Source organism: Amycolatopsis japonica (assembly GCF_000732925.1).
Classification (GTDB): Bacteria; Actinomycetota; Actinomycetes; order Mycobacteriales; family Pseudonocardiaceae; genus Amycolatopsis; species Amycolatopsis japonica.
The window spans coordinates 5,643,311-5,657,840 of record NZ_CP008953.1; the positions used below are offsets into that span (position 1 = coordinate 5,643,311).

Consider the following 14,530-nt stretch of genomic DNA (forward strand, 5'->3'; position numbering starts at 1 on the left):
CTGCCTCCTCTAGCCAAACCAGAGCCTGCTGCGTAGGCTACCCTACCAAGCACTTGCTAGGGAGACTTCGATGATTGAAGGAACCATCCCGGCGGCGCTCGACAGGGCCGCGGAGCGCTTCGCCGGCCGGGAAGCGCTGGTCGACGGCGAAGTCCGGCTCACCTATGCCGAACTCGCCCGCCGGGTGCGGCAGACCGCGCGGTTCTTCGAGGGCCACGAACGGGTCGCGATCTGTTCCCCCAACACCTGGCATTGGGTCGTCGCCGGGCTCGGCGCGCTGTACGCCGGCGCGACGCTGATCCCGGTCAACACCCGCTTCACCGCGCGCGAAACCGTCGATATCCTCGAACGCGCGAAGGTTTCCGCGCTGGCGATCACCGGCACGTTCCTCGGCACGGACCGGCTGGCGGACCTCGGTTCCGCTCGCCCGGGCACCGTGGTGCGCATCCCCGTCGAAGGCCCCGAGGAGCCCGTCGACGGCGTCACGGAATGGGAGGCACTCTCCGGTCTCGACAGCGATTTCGTGAGTCCCGCACAACCCGGCGACGTCAGCGACATCCTGTTCACCTCCGGGACCACCGGCCGCAGCAAAGGCGCGATGAGCAGCCATCGGCAGGCACTGAGCGTCGCCGAAGCCTGGGCCGAGTGCGGCGGGTTGTCCGAAGAAGACCGGTACCTCGTGATCAACCCGTTCTTCCACAGCTTCGGCTACAAGGCGGGCATCCTCGCCGTCGTGCTGCGGGGCGCGACCCTGGTGCCCCAACGCACCTTCGACGTCCGGGAGACCCTGCGGCTCATCGAATCCGAGCGGATCACCGTGCTGCCCGGCGCGCCCACGATCTACCAGGTACTCCTGGAGGCGCCCGAACGCGGGAACCACGACCTCTCCAGCCTCCGGCTCGCGGTCACCGGTGCCGCCACCGTGCCGGTGACACTCGTCGAGCGGATGCGGACGGACCTGGACATCGACACGGTGCTCACCGCGTACGGCCTCACCGAAGCGGTGGTGGCCACGATGTCCCGCCCCGAGGACGACATCGAACTGGTGGCGAACTTCTCCGGCCGCGCGACGGCCGGCTTCGAAGTGAAACTCGGCGAGCACGACGAAGTCCTGCTGCGCGGGCCCAACGTGATGCTCGGCTATCTCGACGATCCTGACGCCACCGCGAAGGCCGTCGACGCCGACGGCTGGCTGCACACCGGTGATGTCGGCGTGCTGAACGAACGCGGGTACCTGAAGATCGTCGACCGGATCAAGGACATGTACGTCTGCGGCGGGTTCAACGTCTACCCGGCCGAGGTCGAGCAAGTGCTGAGCCGCCTGGCCGGGGTCGCCGAAGCCGCCGTCGTCGGCGTGCCGGACGAACGGCTCGGCGAGGTCGGCAAGGCGTTCATCCGGCTCACCCCTGAGGCCTCACTGTCCACAGAGGACGTACTTGCCCATTGCGAAGGCCGGTTGGCCAACTACAAGACTCCTCGATTTGTCGACTTCGTGGCGGAGCTTCCGCGAAACCTGTCGGGGAAGGTACTGAAACGCGTGTTGCGGGAGGAGAACGGATGACCGTCGAGTACGAGCGGCGCGGGCCGGTGGCCGTCGTCACGATGAACCGGCCGGAGTACCGGAACGCGCAGAACTCGGCGATGACCTACGCGCTCGACGCCGCGTTCACCCGCGCCGTCGACGATCCCGAGGTCAAGGTGATCGTGCTGGCCGGCGCGGGCAAGCATTTCTCCGCCGGGCACGACATCGGGACACCGGAACGCGACGTGGACGTCTCGTTCGAACGCAAGGCGGTGCTGTGGTGGGACCACGTCGGCGCCGAGGGCGGTGATCAGCGGTTCGCCCGCGAGTCCGAGGTCTACCTCGGCATGTGCCGCCGGTGGCGCGAGATCCCGAAGCCGACCATCGCGAGTGTGCAGGGCGCGTGCATCGCGGGCGCTTTGATGCTGGCGTGGGTATGCGACATGATCGTCGCCTCCGACGACGCGTTCTTCGCCGATCCCGTGGTGCGGATGGGAATTCCCGGCGTCGAGTACTTCGCGCATCCCTGGGTCCTCGGCCCGCGCGCGGCCAAGGAGGTGCTGTTCACCGGAGAGCGCTTCACAGCGCAACAGGCCAAGGAATGGGGCATGCTGAACCGCGTCGTCCCCCGCGCCGACCTCGAAACCGAGACGATGGCGCTGGCGGAGAAGATCGCGGTGATGCCGCGGATGGGGCTCGCGCTCGCCAAGAAGGCCGTCAACCAGGCCGAGGATCTGATGGGTCTCCGGTCCGGAATGGACTCCGTGTTCGGGCTGCATCATTTCGCGCACGCGCACAACGCCGAGGTCTCCGGCGGCGACTCGCTGGGCGGGCAGGACGCGCGCTCGATGCGGGACGCGAGTTCGTGATGAACCTCGACCTGGACGAGCGGACACTCGCCTTCCGCGACGAAGCCCGTTCCTGGCTCGCCGCGAACGTCCCCGCCGAGCCGCTGAAGTCGTTCGACACCGCCGAAGGATTCGCTCAGCACCGCGAGTGGGAGTCCCGGCTGGCCGACGCCCGCTGGTCGGTCGTCTCGTGGCCACGTGAGTTCGGCGGCCGGGACGCGAGCCTCCTGGAGTGGGTGCTGTTCGAGGAGGAGTACTACGCGGCGGGAGCGCCGTTGCGGGTCAACCAGAACGGCATCTTCATGCTCGCGCCCACGCTGTTCTCCCATGGCACGGAAGAACAGCAGGCCAGGATCCTGCCGAAGATGGCGCGTTCGGCGGAGGTCTGGGCGCAGGCGTGGTCGGAACCCGAGGCGGGCAGCGACATCGCCGCCCTCCGGAGCACCGCGACCCGCTGCGACGGCGGCTGGCGGGTCAGCGGGCAGAAGACGTGGAGCTCGCGGGCGACGTTCGCCGATCGCGCGTTCGGCCTGTTCCGCAGCGACCCGGAGTCGTTGCGGCACAAGGGACTCACCTATCTGATGGTGGATCTGCGGGCCGCAGGGGTCACCGTGCGGCCGATCCCCCAGCTGGACGGCGAACCGGGGTTCGCCGAGATCTTCTTCGACGACGTCTTCGTCCCCGACGAGGACGTGATCGGCACGCCGGGCGAGGGCTGGCGGGTCGCGATGACCACGGCGAACAACGAACGCGGCCTGTCGTTGCGCAGCCCCGGCCGGTTCCTCGCCGCGGCCGACCGGCTGGTCTCGCTCTGGCAGGAGGCGGGGCGCCCCGCGCATACCGCGGACCGGGTCGCCGACGCGTGGATCGGCGCGCGGGCCTACCAGCTGTACACCCTGGGCACGGTCACCCGCCTCGCCGGTGGCGCCGAGCTCGGGCCGGAGTCGAGTGTCAACAAGCTGTTCTGGTCGCATCTCGACGTCGCGCTCCACGAAACGGCGCTCGACATCCTCGGTCCGGACGCCGAACTGCGGGGCGCCTGGAGCGACGGCTGGCTGTTCTCCCTGGCGGGACCGATCTACGGCGGGACCGACCAGATCCAGCGGTCCATCGTCGCCGAACGGTTGCTCGGCCTGCCGAAGGGGGCTCGATGAGGTTCGCACTCTCCGGCGAGCAGGAGCAGTTCTCCCACAGCCTGAACGATCTTCTGTCCGATGTGGACACCGACTCGGCCAACCGCGCCTGGGCGGAGGGCGATCCGGGCCCCGGGCTCAAGATCTGGCGGCGTCTGGCGGAACTCGGCGTGACCGCGCTGGCGGTCCCCGAGAAGTACGACGGGCTCGGCGCCACACCGGTCGATCTGGCCGTCGGCTTCGAACGGCTCGGTTACCACTGCGCTCCCGGTCCGTGGACAGACACCGTGGCCGCCCTGCCGTCCTTGCTGGACGACGAGCTGCTGACGTCGGTCGCGTCCGGTGAGACGCTGGCTTCGGTCGCGTACGCACCACACGTGCCGTACGCCTTGGATTCCGACGTCGCGGACGCTCGTCTGGCGGTCGAGAACGGCAGGTTGCGCGCGTTCACGCCCGGCGCGCTTCTGTCCTCTGTGGACGGTTCTCGGCGGCTGTTCCCGCCGGTGGCCGGCGACGATCTCGGCACGGCGCTCGACGCGGACCGCGCGTTCGAACTGGGCTGTCTCGCCACGGCGGCGCAACTCCTCGGCGCGGGACGGTGGCTGCTCGACACGTCGGTCGCCTATGCGGCGCAACGCAAGCAATACGGGCGCGAGATCGGCGGGTATCAAGCGGTCAAGCATCTGCTGGCCGATGTGGCGACCGCGCTCACGCTGGCGGAGCCGCTGCTGTTCGGCGCGGCCGTCACCCTGGACCGTCGCGACGTCTCCGCGGCCAAGGTGGCGTGCGGCGATGCCGCGCATCTCGCCGCCCGGACGGGGCTGCAGGTGCACGGCGCGATCGGCTACACCGCGGAGCACGCGCTCGGCCTGCGCCTGACCAGGGTCCGCGCGCTGGTCGGCGCCTGGGGTACGCCGCGATTCCACCGGGAGCGGGTGCTGTCATGACGTTCACCGCCGAGCAGGACGCGCTGCGGGACAGTGTCCGCAAACTGCTGGACCGGGAAGCGGATCCCTGGCCGGAGCTGTGCGAACAGATCGGCGTGGCGGCGCTGGCCGTGCCCGAGCGGTTCGGCGGACTCGGCGCCGGGATGACGGAACTACAGTTGGTCGCCGAAGAACTGGGCCGAGTGCTCGCGGACGTCCCGTTCCTCGGCTCGGCCGTGCTCGCCGTGCACGCCCTCCTGGCCACCGGCAACGACGAGGCTTGCGAGCGCCTGCTCCCCCGCCTCGCCGAAGGCACCGTCGGCGCGGTGGCCTGGACCGACGCCGATGGCCGTTGGGACACGCCTGCCTGCCGTGTCGTCGACTCCTCGGTGGAGGGTGAGGCGCACTATGTCCTCCACGGTGACGAAGCCGAGATCCTCCTGGTCGTGGCCGATGGTTCGCTGTACGAGGTCTCCGATGCCCGGCGTGTGCGGACTCCGGCGATGGACGAAACGCGTCGGCTGGCCCGCGTGCGTTTCGAGAGTGCTCCTGCCCGGCTGCTCGGTCCCGTCGACCTCGGCGCGCTGCGGGACGTCGCGTGTGCCGTCCTGGCCGCCGAACAGGCCGGTGCGGCGGCGCGGGCTTTCGAGCTGACGGTGGAGTACAGCAAGCAGCGGCACCAGTTCGGCAGGCCGATCGGCGGTTTCCAGGCGTTGAAGCACCGGATGGCGGATCTCCACGTGCTGGTGGAGACCGCGCGCTCGGCGGCTTACGCGGCTCCGGAGTCGAGCAGGCTGGCTGCGGTGGCGAAAGTGCATTGTTCGGAGGCGCTGGCGACGGTGGCGGGCGAAATGATCCAGCTGCACGGCGGTATCGCGATCACCTGGGAGCATCCGGCGCATCGGTACTTCAAGCGGGCGCATGGCGCGGCGCGGTTGTTCGGCTCGCCTGGGGAGCATCTCGCGCGGGTGCGGCCTTCGTTAGCGTGATTCGGTGGAGTGCGCGATTTGTGCCAAGCACCGGGGTGAGGGGGCTTTGGTCGGTCCGCTCGTGTGGGCTGATGACGTGGTCGTGGTGTCGCACCGTCCCGGCGAGTTCCCCGGGTATCTGTTCGTGGAGACCCGGCGGCACGTGGCGGCGTTGGACGAACTGACCGCGGAGGAAGTGTCGGCGGTGTCGCTTGCCGCCTGGTGTGCGGCTCGCGGCCTGTGGGCGGAGCTGGCTCCGGAGCACGTGTTCTCCGCCATCGCCGGGCGGAGCGTCGTGCACTTCCATCAGCACGTTTTCGTGCGCTATCGAGGAACGCCCGGAGAGATCGGGTGGATGGACGGTCCCTCGTGGACAGGTGCGCCCGCCGTGGACATCGGCGCGCTCTGCCGTCGCCTGGCTGACTACTTCTGATCCAGGAACCGGGTGATCGCGCGGATCCGATCCCCGTCGAGGGTGAGGACCATCAGCCCGGCGGGTGACTCGCCATGGCGGCAGCGGAAGGCGGGCTGGTTGTTCGCCCGCGCCGGCGTCATGGCGAAACCCTCCACCGGAACGGCCATGGTGACGCGGAGGAAACCGGCGATCGCTTCGAGGCCGTGGTACTCGTGCGGCGCCGGCGGCATTGCGAGCCAGGCGTCGTCGGTGAGCAGGCCGAGGACGCCGTCGAGGTCGCCCGCAGTGAAGGCGTCGGCGAATCGCCTGGTCAGCTCGCGTTCCTGAGGCGACGGCCGGTGCCCGGCGCTCTCGCGATGCTTGTCGAGCGAGGCGCGGGCGCGCTGAAGGATGCCTTTGACCGCCGTCTCGGTGGTGCCGAGCATGCTCGCGACCTCACCGGCGGGGAAGCACAGTACGTCGCGCAGGACGAGCGTGGCGGCTTGTCTCGGCGGGAGGAGCTGGAGGCCAGTGATGAAGGCGAGCTCGATCGCCTCCCTGGTCCCGTAGCGCGCTTCGGGACCAGGGTCGCTGTCGGCGACGCGCTCGAGGAGCTCGTCCGGGTACGGCTGCAACCAGGTCATCTCGCCGCGACGACTCGGTTCCGGCGGGTCGAACGGCGGCACCGGCTCCGGTGGGCGACGGCGGCCCGCGTCCCGCAGCGCGTTGAGGCAGCGGTTGGTGGCGATGCGGTACAGCCAGGTGCGGAGCGACGAGCGCCCCTCAAAGCCGTCGAGGCCCCGCCATGCGGCCAGGAGCGTCTCCTGGACGGCGTCCTCGGCGTCGGTGAGGGAGCCGAGGATCCGGTAACAGTGCAGATGGAGCTCGTGCCGATACGTCTCGGCGAGCTCGCGAAACGACTGCTCGTCCGTTGCCCTCGTGCTCACAGACCGTTCCTTTCGCGGCGGGGGTGGTGTCTGACTGGATGAAGACCGACGAAAGGAACCATCATGACCAGTCCCGCCTTGGATGTCGCACTCTCCTACCACCGCGCGTGGACCGGCAAGGACTTCGAGAAGGCGATGACCTACGTCGCCGACGACATCGTCTGCCACACACCCGGCGGGCCGCTCTCCGGCGCGGAGGCGTTTCGCGGGTTCATGGGCCCGTTCACCGAGATCCTGACCGGGTCGACCCTGCTTTCGGCGTTCGGGGACGAGACGACGGCGTTGCTGATGTACGACACCGCGACCCTGCCGGTGGCGAGCGCGCCGGGGGCTGAGTTGCTGACGGTGCGGGAGGGACGGATCGTGGAGTTGCGGATCGTTTTCGACCGGGCTCCTTTCGATGCGGCTAGGGCGGCTGCTGCGGGGGTTAGCGGCTAAGCGGCCAGGACATGCGGACGAGGGCGGGCTTGCGCGGTGCGGAACGCCGCCCGCAGCTCGGCGACCACCTTGTCGGGTTCGGTGCGCAGCCGGGACGGCAGCGTTTGAAGCACGACGATTCCCGCGGCGACGTATCGGGCGTTGCGGGCGACGGTGGCACGGTGGTCGTCGAGGCTCGTGTGGTGCAGGAACGAGTCGATCTCCCAGGCCAAGGCGATTTCGTCGCACCAGAAATCCGGGGTGGCGATGTAGCCACCCTGGGCGTCGTGGATCGGCACGTTCCACCGGCCCGCCGGGAGACCGGATCTTCGCCAGACACGCCACGCGTCGGCTTCCGCCACCGATCTCGCCCCCGCCAACAGTGGGGCCAGTGCTCGTCTCGGCATCGCGGTTCCCGCGGTGCGGCCTCGGCCGAGCTCGTCGGCGAGCATCTCCGGGGTGCAGAAGCGGCGCTGGACGGCTTCGGCCATCACCGCCTGGGCCTCGTCCACGTTGGTGAGCCGTCGCACGGTGTCGACGACGGCACGGGGAACGGGGGCCATCGGCAGACCTGCTTTCAGATGAGGTCGTGGCAGGCGATTGGTGCGCTCCACCCGGACGAAGCCCACGTCGGCCACGTCACGGCTCGCGGGAATGAGGACGTGCACGACGTCCTTCCCCGGAAGCCGCTCCAGACCATGGCAACGGAGCGCGTACGTTCCGGTGAGCACCGCGCCCGCACGGCCGTGGAGCAGGGCAGCGCGACCACGATGTTCGTCGGAGGGCTCTCCATTGTTGGTCAGCACGATTCCGGGCAGCAGCGACTGCCATGGCCCGCCCGCGGCGCATCGCCGGGAGATGGTCCGTCGCGGAACACCGATCTCTTCGAGGTCGGCCGCGCGGACCACCTCCGGGTGGCCCGGAGCGGTGAGCAGGGGGTGAGACGCCCAAGTTCCTCTTCGCACCCCGCCACCATGCGACAGGCCACCGACAAGATCGGCTTCCGTCCCGCACGAAAGGTCCGGTCACGCCGAAAAGATCTCGTTCATGAAGGATTTGGGACATTGAATGTCCCAAATCCTTCATGAACGGGCCGCTCACCCCTCAGGGTAGGGCCAACCCCCGCACCAACCCACCGGCGCACCGCATTCACCCCGCCCCCGCCCCGAACCAGACTCACAACGGTGACCGCAAACCTCCGCACAGGCAGCGATTTCGCCCGTCTGTCCCGCCGCGTCAGCGAAGCGGGCCTCCTCGACCGCCGTCCCGGCTACTACGTCTTCCGCATCGGCCTGGTCGCCACCCTCTTCGTCGGCGGCTGGATCGCCTTCTTCGCGATCGGGGATTCCTGGTGGCAGCTGGGGATCGCCGTGTTCCAGGCGGTGATGTTCGGCCAGATCGCCTTGCTGTCGCACGATCTCGCGCACCGCCAGGTGTTCCGGACCCGTCGCCCGAGCGAGATCGCCGGCCGGATCGCGGGCAATCTCGGTGTCGGCATGAGTTACGGCTGGTGGATGGACAAGCACACCCGCCACCACGCGAACCCGAACCACGAGGACCTCGACCCCGACGTCGATCCGGACATCCTCGTGTGGTCGAAGGAGCAGGCGCGGGCCAGCAAGGGACTTCCGCGGTTCATCGGCCGCTACCAGGCGTTCCTGTTCTTCCCGTTGCTCACCCTCGAAGGCCTGAACCTGCACTTCTCCGGTATCCGCGCGGTCTGGAAGCCGGGTCTGCGAAGGCGCGGGCTCGAAGCGGCCTTGCTGCTGACGCATTTCGCGCTCTACTTCAGCGCGCTGCTCGTGGTCCTCTCGCCCGGCAAGGCACTCGTCTTCTTCATCGTCCACAAAGCACTGTGGGGTGTCTACATGGGATCGATCTTCGCGCCGAACCACAAGGGGATGCCGATCCTGTCCGGCGACACCGAACTCGACTTCCTGCGCAAGCAGGTGCTCACCTCACGCAACGTCCGCGGTGGCCGCGTCGTCGATGTCGCGCTCGGCGGGCTCAACTACCAGATCGAGCACCACTTGTTCCCGAGTATGCCGTCGCCGCATCTTCGCCGCGCCCGGCCCATCGTCCAAGAATACTGCGCGGAAATCGGCGTCCCGTATCACGAGACGGGGCTCCTCGAGTCGTACTCGCTCGCGTTGCGGAGCCTGCACGAAGCGGGTGAGCCGATCCGACTTTCGTCGGGTTCACCGGCTGAGACGCCCGCCGGACGCCGTTGACACTCCAGATACGGCTTCTTACTTTCAGTGCATGTCGCCCCCGAAGATCTTCCCCGGCGCCACCCTGCATCCAGAACCGTTCCCGCGGGCCCTGCGCGCGGCGATCACGGCCAGCGGGCTCCCGCTCGACCGGATCCGCCATCGCCTCGAACTCCGCGGCGTCTCCATCAGTGTGCCGACGCTGAGCCATTGGCAGTCCGGCAGACGGAGACCGGAACGCCCGGAATCGCTCCGGGCGCTCGCCGAACTCGAACAACTGTTGTCGTTGCCGCCGTTGGCCTTGCGTTCCTTGCTCGGCCCGCCCCGGCCCCGCGGACGAAAGAGCTCGGTCCCGGCACAGCGCCGGGACCGAGCCACCCCCGAGGGAACCTATCCGACGTAGAGCGTGCGGTTCGGGCTGCCGCTACCGGGGTTGGTGACCTTCCCCGGAGTCGAAGCGCTGATCAGCGCCTGAGCGACCTGCGCCGCGGTGGCGCCGGTGTGCGACGACAGGTACAGCGCCGCGGCACCCGCCACGTGCGGCGCGGCGAACGAGGTGCCGTTACCGGTGTAGGTCGCGGTGTCGTTGTCCTTCCAGGCCGACGTGATCGAGACACCCGGCGCGAACAGGTCGACCACGGAACCGTAGTTGGAGAACGAAGCGCGGCGGTCGGTGCGGTCCGCCGCGGCGACCGTGAGCGCCTCGGTGACCCGCGCGGGCGAGGTGTTCGCGGCGTTCACGTTGGAATTGCCGGCGGCGATCGTCCAGGTGACCCCCGACTTGATGGAGTTCCGCACCGCGGTGTCCAGCGCGGTCGACGCGCCACCACCAAGGCTGGCGTTGGCCACGGCGGGCTTCTTGGCGTTCTTGGTGATCCAGTCGACGCCCGAGATCACCCCCGCGGTCGTGCCGCTTCCGTCGGAGCCGAGAACGCGCACCGGGTACAGCGAAGCACCCTTGGCGACACCGTATTTCGCACCGGCGATCGTCGCCGCGACATGGGTGCCGTGACCGTAACCGTCGTCCGCGTTGGTGTCATTGTCGACGAAGTCGTAACCCTGCTTCACCCGGCCGCCGAAATCGGTGTGCGTGGCACGGATCCCGGTGTCGAGAACGTAGACGTTCACATTCGAAGCGGTCGTCGAATAAGTGTACTTTCCGTCGAGCGGAAGATCGCGCTGATCGATGCGGTCGAGCCCCCACGACGGCGGATTCGTCTGCGTCGCCTCGGCGCGCAGCACCTTGTTCTGTTCCACGAAGGCGACCGCCGGGTCGGCCGCGAGCCGTTTGGCCTGCCGCTCCTTCAGGGCCACCGAAAAACCGCTGATCCCCTGCGTGTACTGCCGCCCGATGGCACCACCGAACTTGCTTGCCAGCGAAGGCTTGTCGGCGGTCGAGCCGTCCTTGAGCACGACGATGTAGCTGTCGGCGACGGCGCCTTCCGCACCGGCGCCGACGATCGCGCCCTCGGCCGCCTGCGCCGGCGTCACGCCTGCCAAGACCGTGACGACGGCGGCGGCCAACCCGATTCCGGCCAGTCTGCGAGAATTCACGTTGCTGTCCCCATTCCTTGGTGAGCTTCCGCCGAAAACGCTAAGCGGAAGCCACCGGAAAGGACAGCTTTACATTTTTTCGTTTATACGGATTAAAGCCAGTCGTCGGGACGCGGCCACGGCATGAGCGCGGCGAGCGCGTCCGTCACCGGTTCGGTCACCGTGTACCGCCCGCGGTGGAACAGCAGCGGCCGATCGTCGGACGGTTCCCCGAGCGCGGTGACCCGGCCGACGACGACGTAATGGTCCCCCGCCTCGTGCACCGCTTCGAGCGTGCAGTCGATCCACGTCAATGCCCCGGTCAGCAAAGGAGATCCGGACGGGGCGGGGGTCCAGTCGACCGACGCGAACTTGTCCGCGCCCCGCGCGCCGAACACCGCGCTGACGTCTTGCTGATCTTCGGCGAGCACGTTGACGGCGAACCGGCCGGACTCGGCGAGTACCGCCCACGTCCGGGAAGTCTTGGCAGGGCAGAAAAGCACCAGCGGCGGATCCAGTGAAAGCGCCGCGAAAGACTGGCACGCGAAGCCCACCGGAGCCTCGCCGTCGTGTCCGGTCACGACCGCCACGCCCGTGCAGAAATGCCCGAGCACCGTGCGGAACCGTGCCGGATCGATGTCCGCGCCGAGGTCCGTCACCGGGGTCACGACTGACCCGGCGGACGCGCGCCGACTGAAAAGTCGTGTCCCCACAAGGAAACCGCCGTACTCTCTCGGGCGATCCAGCTTTCGTCGTCCACTTGACGTCCCTCGCAGCCGTATTCGACATCGAAGCCACCGGGGGTCTTCATGTAGAACGAGAGCATCAGATCGTTGACGTGCCGCCCGAGGGTCGCCGACATCGGCACCTTCCGGCGGATGGCCCGGTCGAGACAGAGACCGACATCGTCGGTGTTCTCCACTTCGACCATGAGATGCACGATGCCGCTGGGAGTCGGCATCGGGAGGAACGCGAGACTGTGGTGACGCGGGTTGCAGCCGAAGAACCGTAGCCACGCCGGGGCACCGTCGGCGGGCCTGCCGACCATCTGCGGCGGCAGTTTCATCGAGTCCCGCAGCCGGAAACCGAGCACGTCGCGGTAGAAGCGCAGGGACGCCTCATCGTCGTGTGTGGACAGGACGACGTGCCCGAGCCCCTGCTCACCGGTCACGAACTTGTGCCCGTACGGGCTCACCACGCGCCGATGTTGCAGCGCGACCCCGTGGAACACTTCGAGCGTGTTGCCCGAGGGGTCCTCAAAGGACACAAGGCCGTCGACCCGGCGATCGGCCAGCTGATCCGGCGTGCCTTCCTTGTACGGCACCGAGTGCGCGTCGAGCGACGCCCGGATCTCGTCGAGTTCGCCGGCGTTGGCGACCTCCCAGCCCGCGACGGCGAGCCTGTCGCGCTCGCCGGGGAACACCACGAGCCGCGCCGGGAAATCGTCCATGCGCAGGTAAAGCGCCTCGGGATTCGTGCCGGAACCCTCGACCATGCCGAGGACCTTCAGCCCGTATTCGCGCCACGCGGCCATGTCGGTGGCTTCGATACGCAGGTAGGCGAGCGAACGGATACCCATCAGGAGGCTCCCAGGAAGTCGAGTGCCAGCCGGTTGAACTCGTCGAACTTCTCCAGCTGCGCCCAGTGCCCGCAGCCGCCGAACACGTGCAGCTGCGCACGCGGGATCGTCTTGAGCGCGAGCAGCGCGCCGTCGAGCGGGTTCACCCGGTCTTCGCGCCCCCAGATGAGGAGCACGCGCTGGCGCAGGCGATGCGCCTCACGCCACAGCATGCCCTCTTCGTAGGAGTCCGGCTGGGCGAAAGACTTCCCCATCGCCTTCATCGCGGCCAGCGACTCCGGCGCGCTCGCGGCGGCGAACCGCTCGTCGATCAGTTCGTCGGTGATCAGTGACTGGTCGTGCACCATGATCCGCAGGAAGGCTTCGAGCTTCTCGCGGCTCGGCCCCGGCGGGGCACTGAACCGGCCGAGGTTCTTGATGCCTTCCGTGGGATCGGGGGCGAACAGGTTCACGCTCAGGCCGCCCGGTCCCATCAGGACGAGCCGCCCGGCCCGCTTCGGATGGTTGAGCGCGAGCCGCACGGAAGCCCCGCCGCCGAGCGAGTTCCCGACGAAATGCGCCCGCTCGATCCCGAGTTCGTCCATCAGCCCGACCACGGCGTCCGCGCTGTGCCGGAAGTACTGCGGATGCTCGGTCGGTTTGTCCGACCGGCCGAACCCGGGCTGGTCGACGGCCAACGTCCGGTAGTTCTTACCGAACACCGGGAGGTTGCGGCCGAAGTTGCTCCACGCCGACGCGCCGGGCCCACCGCCGTGCAGCAGGATCACCGTCTCCGCGTGTTCCGCACCCGCCTCGTGGTAGTGCAGCTTGAGTCCATCTTGGACGGTGACGTACTTGCCTTCGGTCATCAGACCATCGCATTCTCGACGGGCAGCCCGAAGGCGCCGGTTCCGAACATGACGTAGGCGCGCTCGGCGTCGTTCGCCGCGTGCACCCGGCCGGCGTGGGCGTCGCGCCAGAACCGCTGGATCGGGGTTCCGGCCTGCAGCGCGCGGCCGCCGGAGTTCTCGAAAAGCCGGTCGATGGCGAAGATCGCGCGTTCCGTACCGCGGACCTGGTCGCGGCGGACCCGCAGCCGGGTGGGGAACGGGAGCTTCTCCCCCTGGCACGCCAGCTGGTACAGCTCGTCGATGTTGTGCGTCAGCTGGAGCCAGGCCGCGTCGATCTCGCTGGCCGCCTCGGCGATGCGCACCTTCGCGAACGGGTCCTCTTTGGACTGTTCGCCCGCGTACGCCGCGCGGACCCGCTTGCCCTGGTGCTCGACGTGCGCGTCGTAGGCGCCCTGCGCCATCCCGATGATCGGCGCGGTGATCGTGCTCGGATGCACCGAACCGTACGGCAGTTTGTACAGCGGCCCGGGGTTGATCTCCTGGCCCGGCGTCTTGCACCTCGACGTCGCGATGAAGCTCAGCGCGCGGTGTTTCGGGACGAACACGTCGTTCACGATGATGTCGTTGGACCCGGTGCCGCGCAGGCCCACGGTGTCCCAGACGTCTTCGATCGTGTAGTCGGAGATCGGCACCAGGTAGGTGCAGAAGTCGACGGGTTTGCCGTCCTTGAACGTCGGCCCGCCCAGCAGCACCCAGGTCGCGTGGTCGCAGCCCGAGGAGAAACTCCAGCGCCCGCTGAGCCGGTAGCCGCCCTCGACGACGTCCGCCTTGCCCATCGGCGCGTACGACGACGAGATCCGGACGTCGGTGTCGTCACCCCAGACGTCCTGCTGCGCCTGCGCCTCGAACAGGCCGAGGTGCCACGGGTGGACGCCGAGGATGGAGGCGACCCAGCCGGTGGACCCGCACGCGCTCGCGACGAGTTTGACCGCGGTGTAGAAGCTCACCGGGTCGGCTTCGATGCCACCGAAGGTCTTCGGCTGCAGCATCTTGAAGAACCCGGTCTCCTGCAGGGATTTGACGGACTCCTCGGGAACGCGCCTGGCGTCCTCCGCCTCCTGCGCCCGCTCCCGCAGGACCGGCAGCAGCTCCCGGATCCCCGCGATCACGTCCTGCGCGGCGTGCTCGCTCATATGCGTTCCCTCTCTCGCCATACTCCGTGA

The 14,530-nt window shown here is 68.6% G+C and carries 16 protein-coding genes; 9 read left to right on the forward strand and 7 right to left on the reverse strand.

Translation table 11 applies throughout. The features are described 5' to 3' along the window. The first annotated feature begins 70 nt into the window (after positions 1-70). The 6 genes from AJAP_RS25995 (at position 71) to AJAP_RS26020 (ending at position 5,830) form a co-directional block, all read left to right on the forward strand. Positions 71-1,561 carry a FadD3 family acyl-CoA ligase gene (locus tag AJAP_RS25995; RefSeq protein ID WP_038515998.1) on the forward strand — a complete coding sequence of 497 codons (1,491 nt, stop codon included), beginning with the start codon at positions 71-73 and terminating at the stop codon, positions 1,559-1,561. Continuing rightward, positions 1,558-2,391, forward strand: a complete 834-nt coding sequence (locus AJAP_RS26000; RefSeq protein ID WP_034317229.1) for an enoyl-CoA hydratase — start codon at positions 1,558-1,560, stop codon at positions 2,389-2,391. The genes AJAP_RS25995 and AJAP_RS26000 overlap by 4 nt, the downstream gene beginning before the upstream one ends. Next, a complete protein-coding gene (locus tag AJAP_RS26005) occupies positions 2,391-3,524 on the forward strand; it encodes an acyl-CoA dehydrogenase family protein (protein WP_038516001.1) in 1,134 nt (377 codons plus the stop codon). The genes AJAP_RS26000 and AJAP_RS26005 overlap by 1 nt, the downstream gene beginning before the upstream one ends. Then, entirely contained in the window at positions 3,521-4,450 is a 930-nt protein-coding gene (locus AJAP_RS26010; RefSeq protein ID WP_038516003.1) for an acyl-CoA dehydrogenase family protein, read from the forward strand. The genes AJAP_RS26005 and AJAP_RS26010 overlap by 4 nt, the downstream gene beginning before the upstream one ends. Further along, positions 4,447-5,418 carry an acyl-CoA dehydrogenase family protein gene (locus tag AJAP_RS26015; RefSeq protein WP_038516006.1) on the forward strand — a complete coding sequence of 324 codons (972 nt, stop codon included), beginning with the start codon at positions 4,447-4,449 and terminating at the stop codon, positions 5,416-5,418. The genes AJAP_RS26010 and AJAP_RS26015 overlap by 4 nt, the downstream gene beginning before the upstream one ends. A 61-nt stretch (positions 5,419-5,479) precedes the next feature. Then, on the forward strand, positions 5,480-5,830 hold the full coding sequence (locus AJAP_RS26020) for an HIT family protein (RefSeq protein ID WP_228694583.1): 351 nt from the start codon (positions 5,480-5,482) through the stop codon (positions 5,828-5,830). Here AJAP_RS26020 and AJAP_RS26025 read toward each other — a convergent pair. Further along, complete coding sequence (locus AJAP_RS26025) at positions 5,821-6,738, reverse strand: RNA polymerase subunit sigma-70 (RefSeq protein ID WP_038516011.1); 918 nt, start codon at positions 6,736-6,738, stop codon at positions 5,821-5,823. The two genes, AJAP_RS26020 and AJAP_RS26025, sit on opposite strands and share 10 nt — an antisense overlap. A gap of 63 nt (positions 6,739-6,801) precedes the next feature. Here AJAP_RS26025 and AJAP_RS26030 point away from each other — a divergent pair, with 63 nt between their 5' ends. Next, on the forward strand, positions 6,802-7,176 hold the full coding sequence (locus AJAP_RS26030; protein WP_038516014.1) for a nuclear transport factor 2 family protein: 375 nt from the start codon (positions 6,802-6,804) through the stop codon (positions 7,174-7,176). On the opposite strand, the gene AJAP_RS26035 is transcribed toward AJAP_RS26030, so the two are convergent. Beyond that, positions 7,173-8,120, reverse strand: coding sequence for a hypothetical protein (locus tag AJAP_RS26035; RefSeq protein WP_228694584.1), 948 nt, complete (start codon positions 8,118-8,120; stop codon positions 7,173-7,175). The two genes, AJAP_RS26030 and AJAP_RS26035, sit on opposite strands and share 4 nt — an antisense overlap. 219 nt (positions 8,121-8,339) lie before the next feature. Here AJAP_RS26035 and AJAP_RS26040 point away from each other — a divergent pair, with 219 nt between their 5' ends. Beyond that, positions 8,340-9,386: a fatty acid desaturase family protein gene (locus AJAP_RS26040; protein ID WP_038516019.1), complete on the forward strand. Its 1,047-nt coding sequence runs from the start codon at positions 8,340-8,342 to the stop codon at positions 9,384-9,386. A gap of 31 nt (positions 9,387-9,417) precedes the next feature. Beyond that, positions 9,418-9,768 (forward strand): hypothetical protein, encoded by a 351-nt coding sequence (locus AJAP_RS26045; protein ID WP_016332860.1) that lies wholly within the window; start codon positions 9,418-9,420, stop codon positions 9,766-9,768. Here AJAP_RS26045 and AJAP_RS26050 read toward each other — a convergent pair. The 5 genes from AJAP_RS26050 to hsaA form a co-directional block, all read right to left on the reverse strand. Continuing rightward, a complete protein-coding gene (locus AJAP_RS26050) occupies positions 9,756-10,919 on the reverse strand; it encodes a S8 family peptidase (protein WP_407639381.1) in 1,164 nt (387 codons plus the stop codon). The genes AJAP_RS26045 and AJAP_RS26050 overlap by 13 nt on opposite strands. Positions 10,920-11,011: 92 nt before the next feature. Then, entirely contained in the window at positions 11,012-11,566 is a 555-nt protein-coding gene (hsaB, locus tag AJAP_RS26055; protein ID WP_038516026.1) for a 3-hydroxy-9,10-secoandrosta-1,3,5(10)-triene-9,17-dione monooxygenase reductase subunit, read from the reverse strand. Next, entirely contained in the window at positions 11,563-12,477 is a 915-nt protein-coding gene (gene hsaC, locus AJAP_RS26060; protein WP_038516029.1) for an iron-dependent extradiol dioxygenase HsaC, read from the reverse strand. Before hsaC ends, hsaB begins: the two co-directional genes overlap by 4 nt. Continuing rightward, the gene (gene hsaD, locus AJAP_RS26065) at positions 12,477-13,325 is read right to left on the reverse strand and encodes a 4,5:9,10-diseco-3-hydroxy-5,9,17-trioxoandrosta-1(10),2-diene-4-oate hydrolase (RefSeq protein ID WP_038516031.1); all 849 of its coding nucleotides are present in this window, start codon (positions 13,323-13,325) and stop codon (positions 12,477-12,479) included. The genes hsaC and hsaD overlap by 1 nt, the downstream gene beginning before the upstream one ends. After that, positions 13,325-14,500, reverse strand: coding sequence for a 3-hydroxy-9,10-secoandrosta-1,3,5(10)-triene-9,17-dione monooxygenase oxygenase subunit (gene hsaA / locus AJAP_RS26070; RefSeq protein ID WP_038516033.1), 1,176 nt, complete (start codon positions 14,498-14,500; stop codon positions 13,325-13,327). The genes hsaD and hsaA overlap by 1 nt, the downstream gene beginning before the upstream one ends. Positions 14,501-14,530 lie beyond the last annotated feature (30 nt).